29 protein-coding genes are annotated in these 25,919 nt (G+C 63.6%); 9 read left to right on the forward strand and 20 right to left on the reverse strand.

The features are described from left to right. Positions 1-31 precede the first annotated feature (31 nt). Together NKJ94_RS07600 and NKJ94_RS07605 are read right to left on the reverse strand one after the other, a co-directional pair. Positions 32-1,999, reverse strand: coding sequence for an acyltransferase family protein (locus NKJ94_RS07600; protein ID WP_352524025.1), 1,968 nt, complete (start codon positions 1,997-1,999; stop codon positions 32-34). A 182-nt stretch (positions 2,000-2,181) separates the two neighbouring features. Beyond that, positions 2,182-2,403 (reverse strand): alkylphosphonate utilization protein, encoded by a 222-nt coding sequence (locus tag NKJ94_RS07605; protein ID WP_352524026.1) that lies wholly within the window; start codon positions 2,401-2,403, stop codon positions 2,182-2,184. A gap of 200 nt (positions 2,404-2,603) precedes the next feature. On the opposite strand from NKJ94_RS07605, the gene NKJ94_RS07610 reads away from it, so the two are divergent. Continuing rightward, complete coding sequence (locus tag NKJ94_RS07610) at positions 2,604-2,957, forward strand: cupin domain-containing protein (RefSeq protein WP_352524027.1); 354 nt, start codon at positions 2,604-2,606, stop codon at positions 2,955-2,957. Positions 2,958-3,062: 105 nt separating this feature from the next. On the opposite strand, the gene NKJ94_RS07615 is transcribed toward NKJ94_RS07610, so the two are convergent. Beyond that, positions 3,063-3,356 carry a hypothetical protein gene (locus NKJ94_RS07615; protein ID WP_352524029.1) on the reverse strand — a complete coding sequence of 98 codons (294 nt, stop codon included), beginning with the start codon at positions 3,354-3,356 and terminating at the stop codon, positions 3,063-3,065. A gap of 234 nt (positions 3,357-3,590) precedes the next feature. On the opposite strand from NKJ94_RS07615, the gene NKJ94_RS07620 reads away from it, so the two are divergent. Next, a complete protein-coding gene (locus NKJ94_RS07620) occupies positions 3,591-5,603 on the forward strand; it encodes an AI-2E family transporter (protein WP_352524031.1) in 2,013 nt (670 codons plus the stop codon). Between the two features lie 136 nt (positions 5,604-5,739). Here the strand turns inward: NKJ94_RS07620 and NKJ94_RS07625 are convergent, their stop codons facing one another. From NKJ94_RS07625 to NKJ94_RS07665, 9 genes are all read right to left on the reverse strand, one after another. After that, complete coding sequence (locus NKJ94_RS07625) at positions 5,740-6,675, reverse strand: phosphatidate cytidylyltransferase (RefSeq protein ID WP_352524206.1); 936 nt, start codon at positions 6,673-6,675, stop codon at positions 5,740-5,742. A gap of 22 nt (positions 6,676-6,697) precedes the next feature. Next, complete coding sequence (locus NKJ94_RS07630; protein ID WP_352524032.1) at positions 6,698-7,366, reverse strand: lysophospholipid acyltransferase family protein; 669 nt, start codon at positions 7,364-7,366, stop codon at positions 6,698-6,700. Between the two features lie 8 nt (positions 7,367-7,374). Beyond that, the gene (locus tag NKJ94_RS07635; RefSeq protein WP_352524033.1) at positions 7,375-7,803 is read right to left on the reverse strand and encodes a hypothetical protein; all 429 of its coding nucleotides are present in this window, start codon (positions 7,801-7,803) and stop codon (positions 7,375-7,377) included. Then, on the reverse strand, positions 7,800-9,143 hold the full coding sequence (locus NKJ94_RS07640) for a phosphatase PAP2/dual specificity phosphatase family protein (RefSeq protein WP_352524035.1): 1,344 nt from the start codon (positions 9,141-9,143) through the stop codon (positions 7,800-7,802). The genes NKJ94_RS07635 and NKJ94_RS07640 overlap by 4 nt, the downstream gene beginning before the upstream one ends. A 2-nt stretch (positions 9,144-9,145) precedes the next feature. Further along, positions 9,146-10,933 (reverse strand): bifunctional alpha/beta hydrolase/class I SAM-dependent methyltransferase, encoded by a 1,788-nt coding sequence (locus NKJ94_RS07645; protein WP_352524037.1) that lies wholly within the window; start codon positions 10,931-10,933, stop codon positions 9,146-9,148. 44 nt (positions 10,934-10,977) lie between these two features. Then, on the reverse strand, positions 10,978-11,580 hold the full coding sequence (locus NKJ94_RS07650; protein ID WP_352524039.1) for a CDP-alcohol phosphatidyltransferase family protein: 603 nt from the start codon (positions 11,578-11,580) through the stop codon (positions 10,978-10,980). Between the two features lie 109 nt (positions 11,581-11,689). Beyond that, a complete protein-coding gene (locus NKJ94_RS07655; RefSeq protein ID WP_352524041.1) occupies positions 11,690-12,370 on the reverse strand; it encodes a hypothetical protein in 681 nt (226 codons plus the stop codon). A gap of 64 nt (positions 12,371-12,434) precedes the next feature. Next, entirely contained in the window at positions 12,435-12,944 is a 510-nt protein-coding gene (locus NKJ94_RS07660; protein ID WP_352524043.1) for an Hsp20/alpha crystallin family protein, read from the reverse strand. Next, entirely contained in the window at positions 12,931-13,449 is a 519-nt protein-coding gene (locus tag NKJ94_RS07665) for an Hsp20 family protein (protein ID WP_352524045.1), read from the reverse strand. The genes NKJ94_RS07660 and NKJ94_RS07665 overlap by 14 nt, the downstream gene beginning before the upstream one ends. Positions 13,450-13,792: 343 nt before the next feature. Between NKJ94_RS07665 and NKJ94_RS07670 the strand changes: the two genes are divergently transcribed. Next, on the forward strand, positions 13,793-14,005 hold the full coding sequence (locus tag NKJ94_RS07670) for a hypothetical protein (RefSeq protein ID WP_352524046.1): 213 nt from the start codon (positions 13,793-13,795) through the stop codon (positions 14,003-14,005). Between the two features lie 12 nt (positions 14,006-14,017). On the opposite strand, the gene NKJ94_RS07675 is transcribed toward NKJ94_RS07670, so the two are convergent. Beyond that, complete coding sequence (locus tag NKJ94_RS07675; protein WP_352524048.1) at positions 14,018-14,287, reverse strand: usg protein; 270 nt, start codon at positions 14,285-14,287, stop codon at positions 14,018-14,020. A gap of 352 nt (positions 14,288-14,639) precedes the next feature. Between NKJ94_RS07675 and NKJ94_RS07680 the strand changes: the two genes are divergently transcribed. The 4 genes from NKJ94_RS07680 to NKJ94_RS07695 all read left to right on the forward strand — a co-directional run bounded on the left by NKJ94_RS07680 (position 14,640) and on the right by NKJ94_RS07695 (position 17,589). Beyond that, on the forward strand, positions 14,640-14,954 hold the full coding sequence (locus tag NKJ94_RS07680) for a co-chaperone GroES (RefSeq protein ID WP_352524049.1): 315 nt from the start codon (positions 14,640-14,642) through the stop codon (positions 14,952-14,954). 45 nt (positions 14,955-14,999) lie between these two features. Beyond that, positions 15,000-16,631 carry a chaperonin GroEL gene (gene groL / locus NKJ94_RS07685; protein ID WP_352524050.1) on the forward strand — a complete coding sequence of 544 codons (1,632 nt, stop codon included), beginning with the start codon at positions 15,000-15,002 and terminating at the stop codon, positions 16,629-16,631. Positions 16,632-16,735: 104 nt separating this feature from the next. Next, the gene (locus tag NKJ94_RS07690) at positions 16,736-16,951 is read left to right on the forward strand and encodes a hypothetical protein (protein ID WP_352524052.1); all 216 of its coding nucleotides are present in this window, start codon (positions 16,736-16,738) and stop codon (positions 16,949-16,951) included. Further along, the gene (locus tag NKJ94_RS07695) at positions 16,948-17,589 is read left to right on the forward strand and encodes a DUF982 domain-containing protein (protein ID WP_352524054.1); all 642 of its coding nucleotides are present in this window, start codon (positions 16,948-16,950) and stop codon (positions 17,587-17,589) included. Before NKJ94_RS07690 ends, NKJ94_RS07695 begins: the two co-directional genes overlap by 4 nt. Before the next feature lie 165 nt (positions 17,590-17,754). Here NKJ94_RS07695 and NKJ94_RS07700 read toward each other — a convergent pair whose 3' ends face one another. The 5 genes from NKJ94_RS07700 to NKJ94_RS07720 all read right to left on the reverse strand — a co-directional run bounded on the left by NKJ94_RS07700 (position 17,755) and on the right by NKJ94_RS07720 (position 23,237). Further along, positions 17,755-18,252 (reverse strand): GNAT family N-acetyltransferase, encoded by a 498-nt coding sequence (locus tag NKJ94_RS07700; protein WP_352524056.1) that lies wholly within the window; start codon positions 18,250-18,252, stop codon positions 17,755-17,757. Further along, positions 18,249-19,265 carry an ABC transporter permease gene (locus tag NKJ94_RS07705; RefSeq protein WP_352524057.1) on the reverse strand — a complete coding sequence of 339 codons (1,017 nt, stop codon included), beginning with the start codon at positions 19,263-19,265 and terminating at the stop codon, positions 18,249-18,251. Before NKJ94_RS07705 ends, NKJ94_RS07700 begins: the two co-directional genes overlap by 4 nt. Further along, positions 19,262-20,839, reverse strand: a complete 1,578-nt coding sequence (locus tag NKJ94_RS07710) for a sugar ABC transporter ATP-binding protein (protein ID WP_352524059.1) — start codon at positions 20,837-20,839, stop codon at positions 19,262-19,264. The genes NKJ94_RS07705 and NKJ94_RS07710 overlap by 4 nt, the downstream gene beginning before the upstream one ends. A 92-nt stretch (positions 20,840-20,931) precedes the next feature. After that, complete coding sequence (locus NKJ94_RS07715; protein WP_352524207.1) at positions 20,932-21,882, reverse strand: substrate-binding domain-containing protein; 951 nt, start codon at positions 21,880-21,882, stop codon at positions 20,932-20,934. Positions 21,883-22,229: 347 nt separating this feature from the next. Continuing rightward, positions 22,230-23,237 (reverse strand): aldo/keto reductase, encoded by a 1,008-nt coding sequence (locus NKJ94_RS07720; protein WP_352524061.1) that lies wholly within the window; start codon positions 23,235-23,237, stop codon positions 22,230-22,232. A gap of 407 nt (positions 23,238-23,644) precedes the next feature. Between NKJ94_RS07720 and NKJ94_RS07725 the strand changes: the two genes are divergently transcribed. Together NKJ94_RS07725 and NKJ94_RS07730 are read left to right on the forward strand one after the other, a co-directional pair. Beyond that, on the forward strand, positions 23,645-24,235 hold the full coding sequence (locus NKJ94_RS07725) for a hypothetical protein (protein ID WP_352524063.1): 591 nt from the start codon (positions 23,645-23,647) through the stop codon (positions 24,233-24,235). A 108-nt stretch (positions 24,236-24,343) separates the two neighbouring features. Further along, entirely contained in the window at positions 24,344-24,568 is a 225-nt protein-coding gene (locus NKJ94_RS07730) for a hypothetical protein (RefSeq protein WP_352524064.1), read from the forward strand. A 229-nt stretch (positions 24,569-24,797) separates the two neighbouring features. Here the strand turns inward: NKJ94_RS07730 and NKJ94_RS07735 are convergent, their stop codons facing one another. Beyond that, on the reverse strand, positions 24,798-25,592 hold the full coding sequence (locus tag NKJ94_RS07735) for a tetratricopeptide repeat protein (protein WP_352524066.1): 795 nt from the start codon (positions 25,590-25,592) through the stop codon (positions 24,798-24,800). Continuing rightward, positions 25,549-25,869 carry an OmpA family protein gene (locus tag NKJ94_RS07740; RefSeq protein WP_352524067.1) on the reverse strand — a complete coding sequence of 107 codons (321 nt, stop codon included), beginning with the start codon at positions 25,867-25,869 and terminating at the stop codon, positions 25,549-25,551. Before NKJ94_RS07740 ends, NKJ94_RS07735 begins: the two co-directional genes overlap by 44 nt. Positions 25,870-25,919: the final 50 nt, after the last annotated feature.

Here is a 25,919-nt window from a genome sequence, read left to right on the forward strand (position 1 = left end):
AGGATTTCGGTGGGAAAGGCTGCCGCCGCCGTTACTTCACAGCCGCCGCCATCACATCCGAAAACAGCGCCCGCTCCACCGCCGGCTCCAGCGTCTCGGCGAAGGGCGTCGCCAGGTGGTGGCGGTCGCGGAAGGCAAGCTTGCCGTCGATGAAGACGTGGCAGGTGGTCTGATCGCAAAACCGATCGGTCATGTCGATATAGCTGGCGTTCGGTGTCGAGCGCACGATATCGCGCTCGATCGTTGCGATGTCGTCGTTTGCCGCCATGATCCTCGGCGTGTCGCATGTCGCCGGCGTCTGGCCCCGCCACAGCGCCCGCGCCACGCATTTGTCGGCGTAGCTTGCATTGTAAGGCACGTCCCTGATGACCGCGACCTTGATGCCGGCCTGGCTGAACGCTCGAAGCGTCCAGGTGAGACCCGTCCGCCACTGCTCCTCCCAATTGGCGTGCTTCAACTCCTCGGGCGATTCCTTCATCACATTGCCGATCGAGAATTCCGAGATCACCACCAGTTGCGGATGGAGCGCGATGATGTCCTTGACCGACTGCTCGCGCCATTGGTCGCACTCGGTGTAGTCGCGCTTCAGCCGCCAGTTCCAGGTCGTCACCCGCGAAGCCCGGCAGGAGGATTTGAGAAAGGTGACGACCCGGAAATTGTTCTTCTCGGCCGCCTTGATCAGCGGCGTCGACCAATGGTCGGCATGCGAGTCGCCGAACAGCACGACCGAGCGCTGGGCATCCTTCTGGCCGAACATGCAAGGCCTCGGTTTGACGGTCTCGAAATCGAGCACGCAGCCGCCGTCGCTCGCGCGCACGGTAGAGAGCTGGGCGGCGCTGTCGGCGATAATGTGCTGTTCTGGGCTGAGATTGTGCTCGGCAAAGCGCGCGTTGCCGTAGGCCGCGACCACGCCGGCGCCGGTCAGCGCAGCCGCGGGCACCAGCGCCCGCGCCGCTCCGGCCATCAGCCAGCCGTTGCGGCGGATCGGGTTCTCGATGAAATGATAGGTGAACATCGACAGAACCAGCGTCAGCGCCGCGCAGGCAAGGCGGTCAAGCGTGGACAGGTTGGGAACCACCATCGCGGCATAGACGATGACCGGCCAGTGCCAGAGGTAAAGCGAATAGGAAAGCCGGCCCAGCCATTGCAGGGGCGACAGCGCCAGCACGGCGCTCGGCAGGTTGCGGCCGCTGCCGCTGAGCAGCAGCAGCACGGTGCCGGCGACAGGCGCAAGCGCATTCACCCCGGGGAAGGGGGAGTCTTCGTCCAACATCAAATAGGCCCAGGCGATCAGCGCCAAGCCGAGGCATGCCTGCAGTGTGGCCAGCAGCGGGCGGTCGCGCCAGATCTTTGCCGGCACCATGGTCGCGAGGCCGCCGGCGGCGAATTCCCAGGCCCTGAGCGGCGAGAAATAGAAGGCCCAGGGCTGCGACACTTCCGTCAGCCAGGCGCAGGCGGCGAAGGAGGCCACGCCGGCGACGCCGATCACGACGATAGCCGTGCGCCTGCGGGGACGCAGCCATGCGGCCAACAAAAGCAGCGCTGGCCATGCCAGGTAGAACTGTTCCTCGACCGAGAGCGACCAGAAGTGGATGAACGGGTTATTGGTGGCATCGGCGGCGAAATAGTCAAACGACCAGCGGATCAGCCAGAGGTTGATCATGTAGGCGGAGGCAAACATGGCGCCTTTCGAATAGAGCGCCTGCTCCTCCGGCGACAGGATGAAGTAACCCGCGAACAGCGTGGCGAGGATGACGAACAGTGCCGCCGGCAACAGGCGCCGGGCGCGCCGGGCGTAGAAGCGCCAGAGGTTCAGCCGTCCGGTCTCGGTGATTTCCGTAACCAGGTGCCGGGTGATCAGATAGCCGGAGATGACGAAAAAGATGTCGACGCCGGCAAAGCCGCCGGGCAGACCGGAGAGACCAAAATGGAAGGCGATGACACCCGCCACCGCCAGCGCGCGCAGCCCTTCGATGTCAGGCCGAAATGATGCCGACACAGTCACCTCGTGCAAGGAATGCCCACCTCGCAGAAGCTCGACCCGATACCCCGATATTGCAATGCAACAAATCTAACGCGGTGCAACATAGGGGGAGGGCGACGGCTCCTCCATCTCCTCACAAGGGCGATTCACTCACGAGAGCGTTTCATATGAGGGCAAAACAAAGGGTGCCGAGGCAATCAAGCCTTTTTCAAAAACTCGGTCTTCAGCACTAGGCCCTTCACCTGCCTGGTGCTGCATTCGATCTCGCCGGGATTGCCGGTGAGGCGAATGTTCTTCACCAGCGTGCCGCGCTTGATCGTCTCCGACGTGCCTTTGACCTTGAGATCCTTGATCAGGGTTACGGAGTCGCCCTCGTGCAGCTCGGTGCCATTGCTGTCTCTTACGATCGCGTCCGTCATGTCAGTCTTTCGTAGGGCCTCGGTGGGGAGGTGGTCGGGCCAGTCCCGGCCTATCCCACGGTCGGCGACAAGGTCAAGCCTGCTGGCTCAAGCGGGCCGTCCGCCAATACCAAATGCGATCGGGCACCCGCGTTGCCGAGGCCAGGTGCATCAGCTATGGACCGGCAGCCATCCCGGCACAATTCAAGACGGAGCCGACCATGACAGACAAGACCATCCTCAAATTCGGCGCCGTCGAAAACGCCGAGGCCGGCGATCTCGCGGGGTGGATCGTGGTCGAAGCCCACCCGACCATGAAGACCGCCGTCCAGCATATTACCGAGGACGGCAAGGTCATGTCGGGCACCTGGCAGGCCACCCCCGGCACCTATCACGCGACCTATAGCGACTATGAGTTCGTCCACATGATATCGGGCCGCATCGTCATCACGCCCGATGGCGGCGCGCCTGTCGAAGTCGGCCCCGGCGATGCTTTCGTGGTGGAAGCCGATTTCAAGGGGACGTGGAAGATCATCGAGCCGGTGACCAAGCACTTCGTCGTCAGGATCGGCTGACGCCGAATAGTGCGATTGACGCTTGCGCCCGACTGAACCGAAGGTCCCAAAACGAAGATGGCGGGCATCTCTGCCCGCCACTGCGATTGTGCTGAACCGACGTGCCTAGTTGGCACCGCCGAGTTGCTTGGTCATCTTGCAGAAATCGTCATGCTCCTTGGCAATGGCCTCGTCGCCGCATTCCTTCATCATCATCGCCTGGTCCTCTTTGGACATGGCCATCCATGCGGTCTTGAATTCGGCCTGCGACTTCATGGTCTTCATGCCGGCATCGGTGAAGAAGGGCGACATTTTCTGCGGATCGTCGAGCGCCGAGGTGCCAGTGGCAGCGCCGGCAAGCGCTGCGCCGGTCATCATCGAAAGCGCCATCGCGCCCATGCAAAGCGTCTTGATGTTCATGATCATTCCTCCTGAGCTGCTGCTTTGAGGTTGTCCATCAGCGATCTACGAAGGAACGGTGTTTTGACCCAAAAGTTCCACGTTCTGGCGCAGACATGGAACAGGATTGCCCGTGACGTCATTAATGCAAAAAATTCTACCATGACTGAATTTTGCCGCGCTGCCGACCAGGGTAATCGGCGTCCAGCTGGGTGAGACGCTGCGAAGTTGCACGCCGGCTCAATATGCCCGATCATGGCGACGGCGGGGCGGAGGTATCAAGTGGCGGCAAATCGTCGAAACGACGCGCACCTGTCGGAGCCCCGGCGGGCGGGCATTGTTTCCGCGGCCAGGGCGCTTCCGCGCACATCGTTGCCCAGCGTAGCGTCGGTCGTGACGGCCGTCGCGGCGCTCTATTTCGGGCGCGAGGTCTTTCTGCCGATCGCAATCGCGCTGCTGCTTACCTTTGCGCTCGTGCCCATGGTGTCGGCACTCAAGCGAGCCGGCATTCCGCGTCTTCCTGCCGTGATCGCCAGTGTGCTCGGCGCATTCACGGTGCTGGCTCTGTTCTCCTTCATCGTCGCCACGCAGGTCAGTGAACTGGCGCAGAACATTCCGCTTTACCAGGCGAATATCCTGACCAAGGTCCGGTCGCTCAAGGAAACCGGCGTCGGCGGCGGCATCATTTCCAGATTGAGCCGGGTGATCGAACGCGTCGGCCAGGAACTTGACAGACCCGAACCTGCACAACCCTCCGCCGATCAGCCTCCGCGGGAGCCGATCCCGGTCGAAATCGTCGCGCGCGAACGACCGCTTGAGGTTCTCCAGAATCTGATCGGCCCGCTGCTGAGCCCGCTGGCATCGGCCGGGCTGATCATCGTGGTCGTCATATTCATGCTGCTCGAGCGGGAGGACCTGCGCGATCGCTTCATACGCCTCGTCGGCTACGGCGATCTGCATCGAACCACCGAGGCGCTGCAGGATGCCGGCAAGCGCGTCGGCCGCTATCTGCTCATGCAATTGGTCGTGAACATCGTCTATGCCGTCCCGATTGCAATCGGACTTTGGCTGCTGGGCATACCCAATCCATTGCTGTGGGGTTTGCTGGCGCTGGCGCTGCGCTTCGTTCCCTATATCGGCCCGGTCATCGCGACGCTGCTGCCTCTGTTCCTGGCACTGGCCGTGGCGCCCGGCTGGTCGCTCGTGCTATGGACCGCCGGGCTTTTCGTGGTCGTGGAACTGATCACCGGCAACGTGATCGAACCCTGGCTCTACGGCTCGCGCACCGGGCTGTCGCCATTGGCCATCATCGTTGCGGCGATCTTCTGGACCTGGCTCTGGGGCCCATTGGGCCTGGTTCTATCGACGCCGCTCACGGTCTGCCTCGTCGTGCTCGGTCGACATGTGCCGCAGTTCGAATTCCTCGACGTTCTGTTCGGCAACGAACCGGTGCTTGAACCGCACGCCCGGCTTTACCAGCGGCTACTGGCCGGCGATCCCGAGGAAGCGACCGACCATGCCGAGGAGATGCTGGAGGAAGAATATCTGGTCGAGTTCTATGACAAGGTCGCGATTCCCGCACTTCTGCTGGGGGAGCAGGACCGTGTGCGTGGTGTGCTGAGCGATGAGCAAAGACAGCAGGTCGCAGGCAGCGCGCTGACGATGGTGGCGAACCTCGGCGACAGCGCGCAGGAGGAGGCGGAAGAGGACGACACGGCCGCGGCCGCGGACAGCGGCTCACGCGAGGACAAAGAGGTTCAGGGCGGGGACGACACCGAACTGCCGGATGGCACGGGCATGTCGGTGCTGTGCGCCGGAGGGCGCGGCGAACTTGACGACGCCGCTGCCGCCATGCTGGCACAGGTGCTCGAAGTCCAGGGCGCCACGGTGTTGAGAGCGAGCTTCGCCGATATGGAACCGGGGAGCATTCGCCGCCTTGAGCTCGACGCCGTCGATACCGTCGTCGTCGGATTTTTGAACCGGGATTCCGTCAAGCACGGCCGGTTCCTGGTCCGTCGGCTGAAACGCGCCAAACCAAGGTTGCGGGTGGGTATCGTGTTGTGGTCGGAACCCGACAGCGACAACCAGGAAGCAGCCGCCAAATTGGCCAATGAGATCAACGCCGATTTCGTCGCACACGGCATGGTCGGCGCGGTGCTCGGCGCGTTGTCCAGCAATCCGCCGGTGGCGCTGAAGATCGCCGCCAAACGCCGCATGCGCCGTCTGGCGCCTGCACGCAAGAAAGAGCCGCTCGCCGCGGCAAAATGAGCGCGGCCAAGGACGGCGGCAGGTGGTGTTGTTATTACCGTTTTCGCGAAAACGGTAATAACGAAGCGGATCAGGTGTCTTCGCAAGGGTCGCGCTGAACCGTCCGAACGGAACCGCGACGAACGGCGCGTATCCTTCACACCGTCCAGAAATAGCGCACGGTATGGAAGAAGACCGGGGCGGCGAAGACCAGGCTGTCGGCACGGTCCATCATGCCGCCATGGCCTTCGATCAGGTGACCCCAGTCCTTGACGCCTTGATCGCGCTTGATGGCGGAGGCGACCAGCCCGCCGAAAAATCCCATCAGGCAGGCGACCAGAGCGACGCCGGCTGCCTGCAGCGGCGAAAACGGCGTCAGGAACGACAGCAGCGCGCCGAGCAGGCTCGACGCCGCCAGCCCGCCGACCAGTCCCTCCCAGGTCTTCGACGGCGAGACCGTCGGCGCCAGGAGATGGCGGCCGAACAGTTTTCCGAAGATGTATTGCAGCACGTCGCTGCCTTGCACGGTGATGATCAGGAAGGCGATCAGCAACAGGTTGCGGCCTTCGAAACCGGGCACCTCGAGCGTCAGCAGCGCCGGCACGTGGCTGACGCAGTAGACCGAGATCATCACGGCCCATTGCTGCGCCGAGACCCGCTCGAGAAAGCGTTCGGTGTCGCCGTGCAGTGCTGTGATCGCCGGCATCAGCAGGAAGCAGTAGACCGGGATGAAGATGGTGAAGAGACCGTACCAGGCGGTCCACACCAGCCAGTACTGGAACGGGATGACGATGCCGAACATGCCGAGCAGCACCCAGTGGTCGCTGCGGCGGCTGTGTGTCAGCGTCACGAATTCGCGCAGGGCGGCGAAGGAAATCAGCGCGAACAGGATGGTCATGCCGGTGCGGCCGAAGAAGAAGGCGACAGTGATCGCCACCACCATAACCCACCAGGCATTGATGCGCTGGGTGAGGTTGACCAGCGTCGGCGATAGCGGCTTCGGCGCGCGCCATGACAACACGCCGGCGACGACGCTTGCGGTGATCAATACGCAAAGCAGGCCGACGATCAGAATGAGGGTTTCGTGCATCATCGGGAGCATTTTACCCTGGTCCTCAATCGTCTCGTTGCGGCCGGGGGTTCAGCGCTAGCAGCGTTTCGCGGGCGCGGTCGAGAAAGGCACGGCGCTCCTCACCCGGTTGAATGGCGATCGGCGCGCCGAAGACGACGCGGCAAAGCAGCGGCACCGGCACGAATTGCCCCTTGGGCAGCACCCGGGACATGTTCTCGATCCAGCACGGGATGAGTTCGACATCGGGCCGCGCCATCGACAGATTGTAGAGGCCGGAGCGGAACGGCAACAGCGGTTCGTCGGTCATGTTGCGCGTGCCTTCGGGAAACAGGATCAGCGAATGGCCCTGGTCGAGCACCGACAGCATGATCGAGATCGGGTGCTGCGTTTCATCCGTCCACTGCCTGTGGATCAGCACGGAAGACAGCATGTCCTCGGCAATGAAACGGCGCAGCCGCGTCTTGCCCCAATAATCGGCGGCCGCCACCGCATGGGTACGGGCGCGTTCCTTCTCGCTGAGGCAGGCCGACAGCAGGATGAAATCGCCGTGGCTGGCGTGATTGGCGAAGTAGATGCGCTGCCGGTCCGACGGCTGGCTGCCGTTCCAGATCGGCCGCACGCCGGTGACCGCCCAGGCCAGCGCCGACAGGCCGACCGAGGTCACGGTCTGCAGCAGGGTACAAGTGTTGGCGCGAAGGCGAAGCTTTGTCATGGACGGGCTCAAAGGAATGCCGCGATGACCGAGGTGGCCGCGAACAGGCCGAACGCGATGCGCTGCTTGGCTAGCAGGCGGCGCGTGCCCGCTATCCGCTGGTCGAGCGAGCGGCCGCCGGCAGCCGTGGGTTTCAGCCGCATGCGCGCCAGCACATCGTCGATCGCGGCACCGCCGCCTGCCTCGCTGGCGTGGCTGGCCATCAGCCGGAACAGCAGGGCATCGAACAAAAGCAGGGCCGAGAGAATAAGCGTGGCCACGGCACTCGCCGCGGTGATCAGCCAGGCCGCTGCCGACAGCGATGATGTTTGCGGCGCGGCCGCCAGGCCGATGACCGGCGCCGCCAGCAGGGCAGCAGCCACCAGCAGCAGCGGCCATGCCACCTGCACCATCAGCCCGGCAGCGAAGGCTTCGGCGCTGTCACGATAGGCGGTCATGCCGGCGCGTCCACGCCAAGATGCACAGGCCGGCCCGCAGCGGCGAGCTTGCCTCGCGCCTGATCCGGCGTGTCGGCCCGGCCGCTGGCGACCAGCCAGTCGGCGACAACGGCGGCGCTGCGCTGGAAGCCAAGCGCGCAGCAGACCAGCACGGTGTCCTGGCCCCGCGCCGTCTCGATCGCCGCCACCGCTTGCGCACGCGCCTCCGGCGATGGCGGCAATAGATCGACCATGGCCACGCTCACCCAGCGGATCGAGGCGCCGCGCGGTCTTTCCAATTCGCCGGCAAGGTCGATCACCGTGCCGAAAGCGTCGGCCTCGGCGGCGGTCGGAAAGCGGCCGAGGCAAACGCCGTCGGCAATGATGATTTTCGCCGGAAGCTTTCGCGTCCACGCCCACACATTGACCTTGGCGCCAACCCGGTAGGGCCAAAGCAGGAGATGGCTGGCCAGCGACACGCGGCCATCGGTTGTTTTCTGGAACACCCTGGCGCCGGCGCCGGCATAAGTGAAAGCGACAATGGCCAGCGCCAGTGCCGGCCACAACAGGATGAGCCACAGGGCCGAGACCAACGCGCCGGCAGCGGCGCCAGCCAGCGCAAGGGTTGCGCCAAGCGCATAGAACAGTGCCAGCCGCCGCGCTTTCGGGTCAGCAGTCGGGCGGAAGCCGGCGAACGGCAGCTCGCCGTCGCGCGGAAACAGCCACAGGGCGAAAAGGCCGAGCAGCGCGCCGGTCGGAATGTCGATGAAATGGTGCTGCCACGTCGTCAGCACCGAGGCGCCGATCAGGAAACACCAGACATGCCAGGCGACGCCGGCGATGCCGGTCAATCTGTGACGCCAATGATCCCAGATGATGACCAGCAGCGCGATGTGCAGCGACGGCGCCTGGTTGAAGGGTTTGTCAAAGCCGCCGAGTACGGCGAACATGAAACCGGGCAGGCCGCTTGTCGCGGGGCGCACGAAGGTCGCCGTCAGCGGGAACAGGATGAAGCAGGCGACGGCGACGATCTGCGCCGTGAGATAGCGGCCGGCGAGGCGGTCGACGCCGCTCTTTGAATTGTTCAACAGCAGCGACACGCCGTAGAACAGGTTTATCGACCAGTATGGCACGATCGTCCAGGCGAGGAATGGGATGCCGCGCTCCCAGCCGAAGACGATGCTGCCGACATCGTCGCGCTGCGACGCCAGCCAGTTGGCGAAACCGTAGGTCGCGTAGAAGAACGGCGCCAGAAATGCCAGCCACAGGGCGGCGCGCAGGACCATCCCGGCATAAGGCTCACGCGGCAACGCCGGAAGGGCAGGGGCATCGCGAGGCAAGGCAGAGGCAGGCAAGTCCATGCTCAGACGCGCCGTGCGACCGAAACGGTGAAGATACCCCACTGGTCGATGCGCTGGTCGAGTTTCTCGAAACCGGCGGCTGTCACCAGCTGGTCCATCTCGGCCTGCGTGCGCCGACGCATCACCCAGGCCTGGCCGCCGCGATGCGAGGTCAGGCTGCGCGCGATCATCTCGAGCTGCGGATGCCAGGGCTGGTTGGTGTAGACGAGCAGGCTTCCCGGCTGCATGGCGATGGCCAGTCCGCCGAGCGAGCGGGCGATCATGGCATTGTCGGAAAACAATTCGTAGAGCCCCGAGACGATGGCGAGATCCGGCGCCGGGTCGAGCCCGGCCAGCATCGTGGCGTCGAAGGCGTCACCTTGATGGAACGAGACGCTCGCCGGCAGCTTGCGCTCGGCGATCAGCTTGCGGCCGAGCGAGACATTGAGCTCGGAGAAATCCTGCAGCCGCACGCTCGCCGGCGGCTCGGCGCATTTCTGCACAGCGTCGAGCACATAGCGGCCATGACCGGCGGCGATGTCGACGATATGGATCGGTCGGCCGGCGGCCCTGAGCGTGGCGGCAGCGCGGCCGATCAGCTCTTCGAGATGCAGCTTGCGCTGGCGGATGCCGCGCCAGCCGATGGCATCGAGAAAGGTCCGGTCGATCATGCGGCCGACGGGGCTGATGCCCCGCGCCTCATTTTCGTAGACATAATCGAGTGTCGAGCCGGAATCGAAGCCGGTGGCGATTCCGGTATTCATGCCCGACGACAGCCAGGCGCCCATGCGGATCGAGGCGCGGCTCATTGCCCAATAGAGGCCCCTGGGCGACAGCAGCGGCAGCGGCGAGGCCAGCCGGTCGGCCTCGTCGCGCGTGTAGCCGGCGTGGTCGGCCTCGGTCAGGTCGATCGGCTTTTCCGGCGCCGCGAATTGCTTTTCCAGGAAAGGCCTGATCAGGTCGAGTGCCTTGTGGCGGTCGCGCTCGCCCAGCGTGTCGTGGAAGAAGCCGGGCAGCACATGCCGCTCCTTGGCCGGGCTCGCCAGATTGACGAAAAACGCGTGCTGCGGTCCATGCCGCACTACCCAGTCGCTGCCGGAGACCAGAACCTGTGTCGGCACGGTGATGGCGCGGGCGTCGGCGACGATGCGCGCGGCGTGGTCGTAGAGCTCGACCAGGATGTTGGAGGCGATCGGCCGCGTGATCAGCGGATCGGCGTCGAAGGATGCGATGCGCTCAGGATCATGCGTCAGGAATTTCGCCTTGACGTAGGAATTGACGAAGAAGCGGCCCTTGATCTTCTGCCAGAACGCAATGCCTTGCTTGGCGAAGGGGACGTAGAGCTTGACCGAGAAGGCCGGCGAGGCCAGCACCAGGGCGCGAATGTCGGGCGCATAGTCATGCACCCAGGCGGCAGCAAGCACGGCGCCGAAGGATTGCGCAATCAGCGCAATGTCGCGCTGGCCAAAACCGTCACTGCCGATCGCGCGCACGAAGCAATCGATGTCGCGCACCAGCGCGGCAAACGACGGCGCATAGCCGCGTTCGCCGGCGGAGCGGCCATTACCGCGCGCGTCCCAGGCATAGAAGGCGTGGTCGGGCATCTGGAGCTCGTCGATGAGATGCGCCATGCGGCCGCCATGCTCGTGGCCGCGATGGAACAGCAGGATGGCGCCCTTGCGGTTTTCCGACAGCGCCGGCCAGTAGCGGTAAAAGATCTCGGTGCCGTCATGGCTCTTGAAGCTGCGCTCCTGCGCCACCCGCTCGACATTGGCCGGAGCCACGGCGGCAATCTTCTGTTGGTGAAGCATGTTTTCATCCCCTGGCGAGGTCGGCCCCTTGGCGAGACCGGAATTCAACTGCCGCTCCCGTTAAGGCCGCTGCGTATCCGGTTGATGGCGGTCACCAGCGAGAGTGTAGCCATGGCCGGAAACACAAAGGGCGCGGCCGCCTCGATCCACACGCCGCAGGCGACGAGCACGGCAAGAATGCCAAGCGCCAGCGCGCGGTCACTTTTGCCGAACGGGCCGGCATAGTTGCGCCCGGTTCCGGCTGCGATGCCGAGCACACCGGCGAATTCCGCAATCACCGCCGCGATAGCAAATGCGACGACGCCCCAGGCAGGAAAAATGACGGCAAAGGCCAGGATCAAAGCGAGATCGGAGACGACATCGCAGAGCTCGTTGAGATACATGCCGAGCTTCGAGGCCTGGCCATGTTCCCTTGCGAGCATTCCGTCGATGGCATTCAGCGCCATTCGCATAAACAGCACGAGCGGCATCAGCAGGAAGATCGCACGGTGGCCGACAAGGGCTGCCACCACCAGGCCGGTGGCGAGCGAGAGGGCAGCGGCCAGCAGCGTGATCTGGTTGGCGGTGATGCCGGCCCCGGCCAGGCTGTCGGCAAGCGGCCGCAGCCTAGCCTGGAAGGCCGGTTTCAGCGCATAAAGTGTCGGCATGTGCGGAACCCCCCGGCCGCGGTGCAACTAACGTCAGCGAGGATGGTCAATTGGCGCACAAGACGCAAGGGCGGCGCCCACCACTTTTCGATATCCGGTTGGGTCGGCGTTAGCTTCCGCTGTCGCCACTGTCGCCCGGGAACACAGTGAGCAAACTTTGTTCGGCCGCCGCCCAGGCGCGACTATGGAAACGCCGCAGGATGAGAATGCATATGGCGAAGACCAGCAGCCCGCAAATCACGCCGGGCGTCATGCCCCCGCCAAACGCGGACTTTACAACGATGCCGGTGAAGACGCCGGCGATGGCGCCATTGATCGTGCCTACCATCCCCGCGGTGGTCATGAAATATTGCAGCGGCGAAGGTCTGAGGCCCTTGTCGACCAGCACCGCCGAGGGACCGTCATGCGTGGAATTGACAAGGTATTTTTGCACGGCCGGCGCCAGCTCGACGAAATAGTGGCGGATCCGGGCCATGCCGCGGGCATGCACCATGTCCTCGATGGCAACCTGCACAGCGCGCACGAAGGTGACCAGGCCGATGAAGAAAAGGCAAGGCAGCAAGATCAGGCTGAACAGGATGAACGGCCTGCCCATCTCCGTGACCTGCGCGACGAAGGACAAGGCAATCGTTGCGCTCGAGACCGAGGTCAGGAACAGATCGGCTCGCTGGTTGGCTTCCTGAATGGTCGCCGCGCGGGCGTTTTGCAGCACGAAATGCTCGGTGGTCAGGCATTGCAGGGCCTGCTGCGCTTGATCTGGCGGAACCGGAGCGTCGGGAGAACGGGTCATCGACATTTGCCCCCTTCTGTCAGCCGCAACCGGCGGACAGAAGGGGGCGTCGCCCTGCGAGCTGTCAGGTCTTGCCGATGGCGATGCGCTTGGCCTTAGCCTGAGCGCGCTCCGTCTTCGGCTGGGTCCCGCTTAGCACGCCTTTCTGGAACGCGGCGTTCACCTTGTCTTCGTCGACTTCGTAGCCGAGCGGGATACGCCGCTCGAAACGGCCGTAGAAGCGTTCGGAGAACTGCCTGTCCTTGTCCTCGGTCTCTTCACGCTTCTCGCCGCGCAGCGTCAGCACGCCGTCATCGAGCAGCAGCTCGATGTCCTTCTCGTCCATGCCGGGGATCTCGGCGGTGACGCGAATCTCCTTTTCGCCATCGGAGATTTCGACGCTCGGCCAGCTGGCGCGGGCAGCGGAGAGGCCACCGAGCGACGGCAGCCGCGTGTCGAAGCCGCGGAACGCCTCGTCGAACAGGCGGTTCATTTCGCGATGCAGCGTCACGAAGGGATCGCGATCGCCGTCGCGATAGAGGCTGGGGACCTGATTGTTCTCCCGGCCCCAGGGAATGAGATCACGAATAGCCATTGCATAGTCTCCTTTCTCGACTGGTGCGTTCAGGCGGCCTGCTTGTTTCTTCGACCTGCGCGACCTTCGGCCCGGTCTTCGGCGCGGCGGCGTCGGTCGCGATGGCGATGCGCCGAGGCTTCATCTCCTCCGGCACCTCACGTACCAGATCGATGCTGAGCAGACCGTTGTCGAGCGAGGCGCCTGCTACCTTGACGTGATCGGCAAGCTCGAAACGGCGGGTAAAGGGCCGCGCGGCGAGGCCACGATGCAGATACTCCGCGTTGTCCGGATCCTGGTACCGGCCGGAGACGATCGGGAGGTTCGGCTCGTGGGTGATCTCGAGGTCGTCCTCGGAAAACCCGGCTACGGCGATGGTGACGCGGTAATTGTTCTCGCCGCTGCGCGCGATGTCATAGGGCGGCCAGGCGTCGAAGGCCTGCGGAGCATTTTCCAGCAGGTTGAAGACGCGATCGAAGCCGATGCTCGACCGATAGAGCGGGGAAAAATCGAATGCGGTTCTCATAGCTACATCCTCCATCGAGCAATATAGATACGAGGAGCGCCAAAGAGCTGGCGCTCCCTGGTTCCGCCGGCCCCATTTCGGCGACCGGTGCCTTCGATCTGGTTATTGTCCGCCGCAAGTCAAGACCCGGTGGCTTTCGCGTTACCGGTTTTGTTGTTGTCGGCGCTGTCGACCAAGCCGCCAATCTCCCCTTGCGGGCCCTTGAGGGGGAGACTGGCTGTTTCGCCGGCCGGCTTCAATCGCCAGCGCTGACTTCCGCGGCCGGTTATTGTCTGTCGCAGGTCAAGACCCAGATTCTTCTGTTGCCGGGCTCCATTCCCGGCACTCGCAGATGGAGCTGACCATGACACGCGACGAGATCATTTCTGTGCTAGGCCCGGTCGACGACGCCATCATTGCCGACATCGCGGCGACGGACGGGACGGTCCAGGAGCTGCGCGAGGCCCTGGCCTGGATCGGCGCCGACGAGGCGCTGGTGAACGAGGGCCGCCCGCTGCCGACGGCCAGGGTGGCGACGCTGATCGAACTGCTGCAAGGGCCGGACGACGAGGAATAACCGGCTTGCTCTTCAGTGGACGGTGATAATGCCGTTTACGGCCCGCCATTCGGAGGGCTGGATCAGGTGTTGATGGGCGACACGCACCGAGTGCAGCGGGCCTTCGATCTCGCGCTCCCAGAAATCGAGGAAATGCTTCAGCGTCGGGAAATCCGGGGCGATATCGTATTCCTGCCAGATGTAGAGCTGCAGCAGGCTGCGATGGTCGGGCAGACGGTAGTGGATTTCTGCCGTCGTCAGGCCAAACCCTTGCATCTGGAGCTGAAAGTCCCTGCTGGTCATGGGTCTTTCCTTTCCAATGAACCTCAGTCTGCAAAACGCAACGGGTTCAACATAGGTTCCAGTCGCCGCGAGCGGCTCCGGAACGAACACGATTTTGTGGAAAATTGCCCGAAAATTTCAAGCATCATTGTGCCAGCAACGGCAAATGTACGAGCAATTACAGAACATTGGCACTCTCTTGCTTCGAGTGCTAAAATTTTTATGCGATCCTCTTGAAAGCTGAAAAAAGCGCGACTAGTTCGTATGTGCGCGATGCCTGATGAAGGGTCGCGCACCGTCGCGTCGGCCGCCATCGCCGGTCGACTGCGAAGGGAGGTCCAAAAAAACCTGTTTGTCCTATGAGGAGAACGACATGGCGTTCCGTCCATTGCATGACCGTATCCTGGTCCGCCGCATCGAGGTCGACGAGAAGACCGCGGGCGGCATCATCATTCCCGACACCGCCAAGGAAAAGCCGCAGGAGGGCGAGGTGATCGCCGCCGGTCCGGGCGCGCGCGACGACAGCGGCCAGCTGCAGCCGCTCGACGTCAAGGTCGGCGACCGCATCCTGTTCGGCAAATGGTCCGGCACCGAGATCAAGCTCGACGGCGAGGACCTGCTCATCATGAAGGAAGGCGACGTGCTGGGCGTGATCGAAGCCACCGGCGAAATGCAGAAGGCCGCCTGAGCGGGCCTAGTCAGTCTAAGCTGACTGTTTTGAAGGGATTATCCAATGGCTGCCAAAGATGTGAAATTCCATACCGAAGCCCGCGAGAAGATGTTACGCGGCGTCGATATCCTCGCCAACGCGGTGAAGGTGACGCTCGGTCCCAAGGGCCGCAACGTCATCCTCGACAAGCAATTCGGCGCCCCGCGCATCACCAAGGACGGCGTTACCGTCGCCAAGGAAATCGAGCTTGAGGACAAGTTCGAGAACATGGGCGCGCAGATGGTGCGCGAGGTCGCCTCGAAGACCAGCGACACCGCCGGCGATGGCACCACGACCGCGACGATTCTTGCACAGGCGATCGTCAGGGAAGGGGCCAAGGCCGTCGCTGCCGGCATGAACCCGATGGACCTGAAGCGCGGCATCGACAAGGCGGTCGACGCCGTCGTCGCCGACCTGAAATCCAATGCCCGCAAGGTCACCAGGAACGACGAAATCGCCCAGGTCGGCGCCATCTCTGCCAATGGCGATGCCGAGATCGGCCGCTTCCTCGCCGAGGCGATGGAAAGGGTTGGCAATGAGGGCGTCATCACTGTCGAAGAAGCCAAGACCGCCGAGACCGAGTTGGAAGTGGTCGAAGGCATGCAGTTCGACCGTGGCTACCTCTCGCCTTATTTCATCACCAACCAGGACAAGATGCGCGTCGAACTCGAAGAACCCTATGTGCTGATCCACGAGAAGAAGCTCTCCAACCTGCAGGCCATGCTTCCCGTGCTCGAAGCCGCCGTGCAATCCGGCAAGCCGCTGCTGATCATCGCCGAGGACGTCGAAGGCGAGGCGCTGGCGACGCTCGTCGTCAACAAGCTGCGCGGTGGCCTGAAGGTTGCAGCCGTCAAGGCGCCAGGCTTTGGTGACCGCCGCAAGGCGATGCTGGAAGACATTGCCATCCTGACCGGCGGCACGGCGATCTCGGAAGACCTCGGCATCAAACTCGAGAACGTCACATTGGAGATGCTCGGCCGCGCCAAGAAGGTGCTGATCGAGAAGGAAAACACCACCATCGTCGACGGTGCCGGCCGCAAGGATGAAATCCAGGCGCGCATCAGCCAGATCAAGGCGCAGATCGAGGAAACCACCTCCGACTACGACCGCGAGAAGCTGCAGGAGCGGCTGGCCAAGCTGGCCGGCGGTGTCGCCGTCATCCGCGTCGGCGGCTCGACCGAGATCGAGGTCAAAGAGCGCAAGGATCGCGTCGACGACGCCATGCACGCCACACGCGCGGCGGTCGAGGAGGGCATCCTGCCCGGCGGCGGCGTGGCGCTGCTCAGGGCGGCGACGGCGCTCGACAATATCGAGGTCGACAATCCGGACCAGAAGACCGGCGTCGAGATCGTGCGCCGCGCGATTGAAGCGCCGGTCCGCCAGATCGCCGAGAACGCCGGTGCCGAAGGCTCAATCATTGTCGGCAAACTGCGCGAGACGGCCGATTTCGGCTATGGCTGGAACGCGCAGACCAACGAGTTCGGCGACCTCTACAGTCAAGGCGTCATCGACCCGGCCAAGGTCGTGCGCACTGCTCTCCAGGGCGCCGCTTCCGTCGCCGGCCTGCTGGTGACGACCGAGGCGATGGTGGCAGAGAAGCCGAAGAAGGAAGCTGCCGCACCGGCCATGCCCGGCGGTGGCGGCATGGACTTCTAAGGTCAGGCTTCCGAAGCGGGACCTCGAAACGGCAGATGGACCGTGTCCGGCAAAAAGCGGGCACGGTTTTGCCGGTCCGGGACTGATGCTGAGCAGGTGTTGCCATGGATATGACGGACAGTTTTGGGAAGATCGCGGCGCCGACCCGCCCGAAGAACGATTTCAACTATGAAACCGATTGTAGGACGGCGCTGGCGCCTTTGGTCGATGGCTTGCTGGATATGGCCGAGTCGGCCGGCTGGGATCGCCGCAAGGCGGCCTACACGCTGATGTTTTTGTCGGCTCAACGCCTAGGGGCCGGCAAGGAGGAGCACAAATGATCGCGGCGCGGATGCGCGATTGCCTGCGCCTGTTGCGGTGGTCGGAAACCGATTTCGCTGAAGAGGCGGGATACCCGGTAGCCAAGGCAAGGGCGTGGCTCTACGGGCGCGAACATCCGCCGCTGGGCGTGGCGGCCTGGCTCGAGGCGCTGGTCAAGATGCACCGGTTGCTGCCGCGGCCGGGCACGCCGCAGTCCGTATTGCATCCGCCGATCGACGCCGTCTTGGGGACGGCCCTCGAGGATCGAAGCGCCCGTGCAGTTGAGCTCCGAAAGGATCCGATTAAGCCAGGAAAGGAGAGTGTCATGGATCGTGCTTCCTTCGACAAGCCGGTTACCATCCTCACCGGCCACGGTACGCCGACAAAGATAGAAAGCGCGGCTGAGGCTTATGCGCTTTTGGCTGAGTGGCCGGCAACGAGCCGGACGGCCGCGCATGACATCGCCGCCAAGGCCTGCCGGGCGGCAATGGAAGGAGAGATCGACGGCGACACGGCGCGCGCCACCTTCGTCGCCTTCGCCCGCCGCAACGACCTGCTTGCGCCGCAGACGACCAGGATGGTTGCCGGCGAGACCGTTGCTGGCGCGACGGTTGCCAACTGGACAACGCGCCCACAGCGTGTCAACGCCCTGGCGTGAGCGGTCGGAGAAGTCGCCGAAGGCGACAGAGGGGGTCGGAATGTCCTGGCGCAACGCCCTGTGGGACGAAAGAGGAGGTTGGCGCTTCACGCGAGGCGACCCCCCTCTGGCCTGCCGGCCATCTCCCCTCGAGGGGGAGATTACGCGCTCAGCCGCTTTCGCTTGCTAAGCCCGTGGCAGCAGCCGGCGCATAATCAGCGAGGGGTGGCCGCCCACACCATGCGCGGCCGCCCTGCGCTCGACCACTTCGAAACCGTGCCTGCGATAAAAGGCGATTGCCCGGTCGTTGCCCTCGATCACCTCCAGCGCGAGGCTGGGAATCCCCGCATGCGCGGCAAGAACCGCGTGCAAAAGATCGGCTGCCAGCCCGGTACCGAACTCGCTTTTGTCGACATGAAGCCGCTCGAGCATGACCTCGCCCTGGTCATTCATGGCCGCCATGGCGTAGCCGGCGATAGAGCCATCAGCCCGTTCGGCGACGAACGACATCTTGTTGTCGTCCCCGAGCTCGGCCGCCAGCCGCTCCGGCGCGTGCTTCTCATCCGACAGCCGTGCCGTGGTCTCGGCACCCAGGATCGGTGAATAGGTGTGGCGCCAGGATTGGCCCAGCAGCCGCGACACCGCCGGCACGTCCTGTTCGGTCATGGTTCTTATTTGGGTCACCGCCTTACCCGCGATTTCAGCCAGCGGTCGAAGGCCACGGCGAGGGTGAGGATCAGGCCGATGACGATGCTTTGCGTGTAGGACGAGACGTTGTTGAACTGCAGCCCGTTCTGCAGCACGCCGATCAGCCCTGCACCCACCACCGTGCCGCCGACGCTGCCGATGCCGCCGAACAGTGAGGTGCCGCCGATGACGACCGCCGAGATCACCGTCAGCTCGTAGCCGATGCCGGCGACGGCTTCGGAGGAGTTGAGCCGCGCCGACAAAACGAAGGCGGCGAGGCCGGCGAAGAAGCCGACGATGATGTAGACCGAGATCAGGATGCGGTCGACCCGCAGACCGGAGAGCCGCGCCGCCTCGGCATTGCCGCCGACGGCATAGACGGCGCGACCGTAGCGGGTGTAGCGCAGCACGATGTGGCAAAGGATGGCCGCAATCGCGAAGATGATCGCCGGCACCGGAACCGGACCGATCAGCCCGGTGCCGAACCAGCGCATCGAGGCGTCGAAGCCGGAGATCGGGCCGCCATTGGAGATCGTCAGCGTCAGGCCGCGAAACACGGTGAGGCCGCCGAGCGTGACGACGAAGGGCGGCACCTTCAGCCTGGTGATGGCAAAGCCCTGGACGCTGCCGGCGACGGCGCCAACGATGACGGCTGCGAGAAGAGCGGCGAACCAGCCATAGCCTTGCGTGCCCGTTGTCGACAGGGACAGCGTGTTGGCGGTGCCGCCCTTGGCCACCACCGCCGCGACCATGCCGCAGAAGGCGAGCAGCGAGCCGACCGACAGATCGATGCCGGCGGTGAGGATGACGAAGGTCATGCCGAGCGCGATCAACCCGGTGATCGAGATCTGACGCATGATGTTGAACAGGTTGATAGGGTCGATGAAGCTCGGCTTCAGCACGGTGAAGACGACGATCAGCAGCGCCAGGAACATTAGCGGGCCGAAGCTCATCAACAGGCGCGCAATATTGATGCCGCCGCGCTGGCTCCGTTCGGTCGCGCTGGTCATAGCGTTGCTTCCTGCTTCTGGTCGAGCGCCATCAATTCCATCAGTTTTTCCTCGGTCGCCTCGATGCCGGGCATCTCGCCGGTGATGCGACCGCGCCGCATGGTGACGATCCTGTCCGACACCGCAAGCACTTCGGGCAGTTCCGAAGAGATCATCATGATGGCGATGCCGCGCGCTGCGAGCTGTACCAGGATCTGGTGCACCTCCGCCTTGGCGCCGACATCGACACCACGCGTCGGTTCATCGACGATCAGCACCTTCGGGTCGCGCGCCAGCCAGCGGGCAAGGATGACTTTTTGCTGATTGCCTCCCGACAATCCCTCGATCGCCTGCTCGGGCGAGGCCATGCGGATCGACAGCGTCTTCCTGTAGTTCGCCAGCGCCTCGCGCTCGCGCCGCTCGGCCATGAAACCGGCGGCATTGGAGTAGCGGTCGAGCGCGGCGACGGAAAAATTGGTGAGGATGCCGAGTGCGGCGAAGATCGCCTGGTGCTTGCGGTCTTCCGGCACGAGACCGATTCCGAGCTCGATGGCGTCGGCGGGTGAGGCCGGCGCGATCGGCTTGCCGTCGAGCATGATTGTGCCGGCGGCAATGCGGTCGGCACCGAAGATGGCGCGGGCGAGCTCGGTGCGGCCGGAGCCGACGAGCCCCGCGACGCCGAGGATCTCGCCCGCCTTGAGGTCGAGATCGACGCCTTCAAGCACGATGGCGTGCGGCGCCTGCGGATCGCGCACCGTGCGCAGGCCGCGCACCGAGAGCCGGACGTCGCCGGCGACATCGCGCAGCGTCGGTCTCGCATAGAGCTCGGACGCGGCGCGGCCAACCATCTTCTCGATGATCTTCGGCAGCCTGATCGGTCCGCCCTCACGATCGAGCTGGCCGGCCAGCCTGCCGTCGCGCAGCACCGTCATGCGGTCGCAAATCGCCGATGCCTCCTCCAGCCTGTGGGTGACGAACATGATGGCGACGCCATCCCTGCGCAGCCGGCCCATAATCGCCATCAGCTTCTGCACTTCGGTTTCGGTCAGCGCCGAGGTCGGCTCGTCCATGATGATGAGACGGCTCTTCAGCGACAGCGCGCGGGCGATCTCGACCAGCTGCTGCTCGGCCACGGACAATGCCGAAACCGGCGTCGCCGGGTCGAGGTCGAGGCCGACGCGGGCGATGATCGCGCGTGAGTCTTCCACCATCTTTCGCCAGCTGACCAGCCCGAACCGGCCGAGCGGCGCACGGCCGATGAAGATGTTTTCCGCCACGGTCAGCGTCGGGATCAGGCTCAGTTCCTGGTAGATGGTGACGATGCCGAGCCGTTTGGCGTCCTGCGGGTTGTGCGGGCTGAATTCGATCCCGTCGAAGACGATGCGGCCGCTGGTCGGCGGCATCACGCCGGAGAGAATCTTGAGCAGCGTCGACTTGCCGGCACCGTTCTCGCCGAGCAGGCCGAGGATCTCGCCGGGGTGGACTTCGAGCGAAACGTCGCTCAGCGCGGTGACGCCGGCGAAGTGCTTGGTCACGCCCTCGACGGTGAGCAGGGCGGGAGATGGTGAAGGCGCTGGGGCTTCGGCTGGAGACAAACAGTCCTCCCGATTGGGGTCGATCGTTCCGATTTATACAAGTCGGCGGGACAGCGAGGGGCGCTGTCCCACCGGCTTTTGCCAATTGCAGCCTACTTCGTCTCGCCCAGCCTTTCAGCCTTGTCGAGATTGTCTTTGCCGATGACGATCGGCGTCAAAAGCACCAGCTTTTCCTTCGGCTCGGTCTTGTCCTTGGCGTAGGCGACCGCGATCTGCACCGCGGTGCGCGACTGCTCGCCGGGGAACTGCTCGACCGTGCCGGCCAGCTTGCCGTCGCGCACGGCGACCAGTGCTTCGGGAAGCGCGTCGAAGCCGTAGATCTTGACGTCGGTGAAGTTGCGCGCCGCGCAGGCTTCAACCGCGCCGAGCGCCATGTCGTCATTGGCGCAGATGATCGCGTCGGGCTTGCCGTTAGCGGCAAGGCCGGCCTCGGTGACGGAGAGCGCCTCGGCGCGGTCGAAGTTGGCGGTCTGCTCGAAGATGATCTGGTACTTGTCCTTCATGGGATCGAGGACGTTGTGCACGCCCTTGTTACGGTCGATAGCCGGCCCGGCGCCGGGCTGGCCCTGCAAATGGAAGATCTTGGCGCCGTTCGGGAACGCCGCCACCATAGCCTGCGCTTCGGCCTCGCCGCCCTTGACGTTATCGGCGCCGACATGGGCGAGGATGCCCTCGACGCCCTCAACGCGGCGATCAATGGTGACGACGGGAACGCCGGCCTTCACCGCTTCTTCGATGGCCGGGGCCAGCGCGTTGACGTCAAGCGGCGAGATGACGATGGCGTTGACCTTCTGCACCAGCGCCGCCTCGATGTCGGCGGTCTGCTTGGGCGCCGAGTTCTGGCCGTCGCTCTCGATCAGGTTGACGCCTTGCGCCGCAGCTTCCGCCTTGATCTGGTTCAGCATGTGCACGAAGAACGGAAAGCCGAGGCTCGGCACCGAACCCAGGATGGTCAGCTTGTCCTGGGCGAAGGCCAGTTGCGGAGCGGCAAGCGCCAATGTGCCCATCGCCACGGACGACAGCAGAAATTCACGTCTGTTGATCAATTTAGTCTCCTCCCAGATGAGCGCACGACCCCGAAACCGGAATAAGTTTTCCGGAAGGTTCCTTGCGTCGATTCAAAAATGGAGTGTCCTTTGAGCGCCCAACTCGCTTTGAAGGGACGCAACGGCGCTCCAGCCGGTCCACCGCGACGTTTCTCCTCCGCTCGGCGCCGGCGGGCGGATGCTAGCCAAGGCCGGAGCTTTGCGCAAGAACGAGTGGCTCCAGGTGGATTGGCGCGCAGCGCCAAGACGGTTGGGGGTGTTGGACGAAGCGCAGTTTGTGCCAAGCTGGAGCACCCCTCATCCGACCTTCTCCCACAAGGGGAGAAGGGAAGTCTCTCGCCAGCCTACCGATCGATCATCACCATGGTGCGCTCGCCGTAGCGCGGCCCGGCGACCTTGCCCGGCGCCAGCGCGTCGTCCAGCGTCGCCATCTCGGCGGCGTCGAGCTTGAGCGAAGCCGCGGCGACGTTCTCTTCCAGGTATTTTCTGCGCTTGGTGCCGGGGATCGGCACGATGTCGATGCCGAAGTCGCTCCCCTTGTGCAGCAGCCAGGCCAGCGCGATCTGGCCTGGCTTGACGCGCTTGGCCGCGGCGATGTCGAGTACCATGGCTGCCGCCTGCATGTTGGCGTCATAGTTGGCGCCCTGGTAGCGCGGGTCGCCGCGCCGGTAATCGCCCTCAGGATACTCTTCGGCGCGCCTGACGTCGCCAGTGAGGAAACCGCGGCCGAGCGGCGAGAACGGCACCAGGCCGATGCCGAGCTCCTTCAGCAGCGGGATGATTTCCGGCTCCAGATTGCGCTCCCACAGAGAATATTCGCTCTGCACGGCCGACACCGGATGCGCCGCATGTGCCCGGCGGATGGTGGCGGCACCGGCTTCCGACAGGCCGAAGAAGCGGACCTTGCCCTCGGCGATCAGCCTGCCGACCGCGCCGGCCACCTCCTCGATCGGCACCGCCGGATCGACGCGGTGCTGATAGAGGAGGTCGACATGGTCGGTGGCGAGCCGGCTCAGCGAGCCTTCGACAGCCTCGCGGATATGCTCGGGCCGGCTGTCGCGCTCGGTGCCGATCTGCTTGCCGTTTTCGATGCGGAAGCCGAACTTCGTCGCGATCGTCACCTCATCGCGCCGGCCCTTCAGCGCTCGGCCGAGCAGTTCCTCGTTGGCGAACGGCCCATAGACCTCTGCCGTGTCGAAAAATGTGCAGCCGAGTTCGATGGCGCGGTGCAGCGTGGCGATCGACTCCGCCTCGTCGGCCGGGCCGTAGGATTGGCTCATGCCCATGCAGCCGAGACCGATCACTGATACTTGCAGCCCCTGGCTGCCGAGTTTGCGTGTGCTCAACGTCATCTGAAGTTCTCCGGGGTCGGTGTCGCAATCCAAGCCGCCAGGTTCCATATAGCGCGCCGGTTGGGTTTCCACAGCCGATAGCTGACCGGCCGTTTGATCCAGGTCAAAGTGCGCCGCATCGATGCGCTTATAGTGTCCGCTGTCTTGGGAAGGACGCAAGGAGGCGGGTGGTCCGGGCCGGAAGGGCCACAAGCAGCTAGCTTCGGACCACCCGTGGCCTTGATTGATGCGATCGCCGGTGGTGGGTCAGTTTGAAATCTGTGACGCAAGATAATTCCCGGTTACGCCGTCTGCCCGCTTGCGTGGCGTACTCGCCTACCATTGGCCCTGGGTAAGTTGCGCGTGACAGTTGGTTGGCAAGGTATATCATACTGACGGATGATGGTTTGAGCGTTGGGAGGTGGCAAATGCGCGTATTCTCTCAATTCGCCCTACGGACTGCCCAAACGCTCGCACTCCTGCTGCTCACTCTCACACTTGCACGCCCAGTCAGTTCACAAACCACGGCGCCCGACGACACGATCCAGGTCATTGCTCAGCAGCAGAAAGTGATCAGTCAAACATACAAACTGGAAAGGGCCGGCGAGGCGGTCATGTATCTGGAAACTCTTGCGCTGCTCGCAGCCTATGGCGACTGGTCGCGCTATGACAGCACCGGTGGAGGAGTGAGGTTAGAAAACACTAACCTTATCGAAACCGTGGAACGACTAAATCCGGTACTGATCTACGCAAAGAAAGCAGTACAGCGAAACAAAAGCGTGTCTGAGGACGAACTGAAACGGTTTTCAGATATCTACCTTAATGTCGAGACTTTACGCGCCGTGGCAAATGACGTGCATGACCTGCTTGCGGACGGCAAGATCGACGAAGCCAACGCTCTCTATCGCGATAAATCGATCCCCTTGATAAACGCGATAAAGCGAGATTCATACACATTGATTTCGAGCTTCGAGAAGAAGATTGACAAAGCTGCGCTTCAAGCCCGTCTCGCCAAGTAGGAAGCACTGACCCACTACCCGATCGCCACCTAAATTGACAGAACACGCCGTCTCCGCCATCTTGAAGAGAGCTGCGTCAGCAGCCTCAGTTCGGTGTATGGGCGTGTCATGGCCAGTTCCGCTACCAGCCAAAAATCCAAGCGCGCCGCGGTGCGCAAGGCGCTCGACCGCCACAAGGTCTACATCACCGCGCAGCGTTTTTCGGCCGGCGGCTACAGCGCGCGGGTGCTGGTCGACGGCGAGGCCTATTGGGTCGACGAGTTCCGGCTGGGCCAGCTGCAGCAAGGGCTTTCGCCGGACGAGCTCGAATTGACGCCGGCCACCGACGATTGAGTTGGCGCAACATCGGCCTGCCGCATGCTGACAAAATGATTCAAGAAATGCGGATCATCCAGCGACCCCATGCGCTCGGATTTTCGGCTTGTCGCTCCAAGCGCCATCGCTTCATCCGCCCGATTGCTATGACGCCAAGCGCGAGCGAAGCGGGAGGTAATTCAGCCGGAAGGACTACACTGGCCGGGTACGGCGTGGCTGGCGAAGTCGGCCGCCGTAAATCAGACCATCAGTTGGCAGCAGTGCGCATATAAGACCAATCGCTGGCAGCGTAGCGGCCACCCCTTCGTGCCACGGCGAGCACGCGCCATGCGAAGGCTCCCTTATGACTTGAGAGAGCCACGTTCAGGCTCGAAATATCGACAAAGCCGGAATAGATTTCACTTGAACCAGATGGCACAAGTGCTAGCAACTCCACGAAGAAGCGCACTCCCGCTGGTTGCTGGCGTGCCGTCCACACTAGCTCGACACTATTTGCGCTGGAGCCAATCAACTCGCCATATGTAGGCGCGATGAGTATTGGAGCGGAAAGCGTAGCGGCCTTTGCGCCACCAGAGCGAATGGCAGTCAGGCGCGCGCGAGCAGCCGGGAGACCGGATGCTTTGAACCACGCACGGGCGAGATCGACGTTTTGCGGAACGCCTTGCCCTGCCTCGTAAAGCTGGCCGAGATTATATGCCGCTCTTCGAATGCCATGAGAGGCCGCACGCGCATACCATGTGGCGGCTTGCGCCATATCCGGGGACACGCCGCGGCCGCTGTCAAGCATGATGGCAACATTGAATTGTGCTTCGGGCAGACCCGCTTCTGCAGCACGGCGGTACATGTCGAAGGCGAGCCGAGCACCTGTCGGCCCGCCCATCAAGTCTTGTCGCAGTGCCTCGCGAAACAAAGCACTCGGATCCTCGGCGCTAGCCGGCGTCACCGACTCTGCTAACGCGAGCAATAGACTGGCCGCGGTCACGAAGCGGCACACGGCGTTAGCGCCAGGTGATCTCGACACGACGGTTTTCAGGTTCGGCAATACCCTCTTCGGTCGGAACCGCGAGTTCTGTTTCGCCTTTCGCCAGGACCTGGAACCGGTCGACCGGAAGTCCGCGATCGAGCAAAGCTTTCAGCACCGCTGTCGCCCTGCGCTGAGAAAGCAAGAGGTTCTGCGCTGGTGTTCCGGCACGATCGGCACTGCCAGCAACGATCATGACTTGCGGCTTGCCCTCGTTGAAGGCGCGAGACGCTTGATCGAGGACTTCTCTGTCCTTGGGAAGAATTGTGCTGCTGCCGGTGCCGAAATGGATGACCAATGGGGCCGGTCCACTTTGTGGTTTCGCGCTTTCCGGCGTCGCGGGCGAAG

This window comes from Mesorhizobium sp. M0060, from assembly GCF_040323155.1.
Lineage (GTDB): Bacteria > Pseudomonadota > Alphaproteobacteria > Rhizobiales > Rhizobiaceae > Mesorhizobium.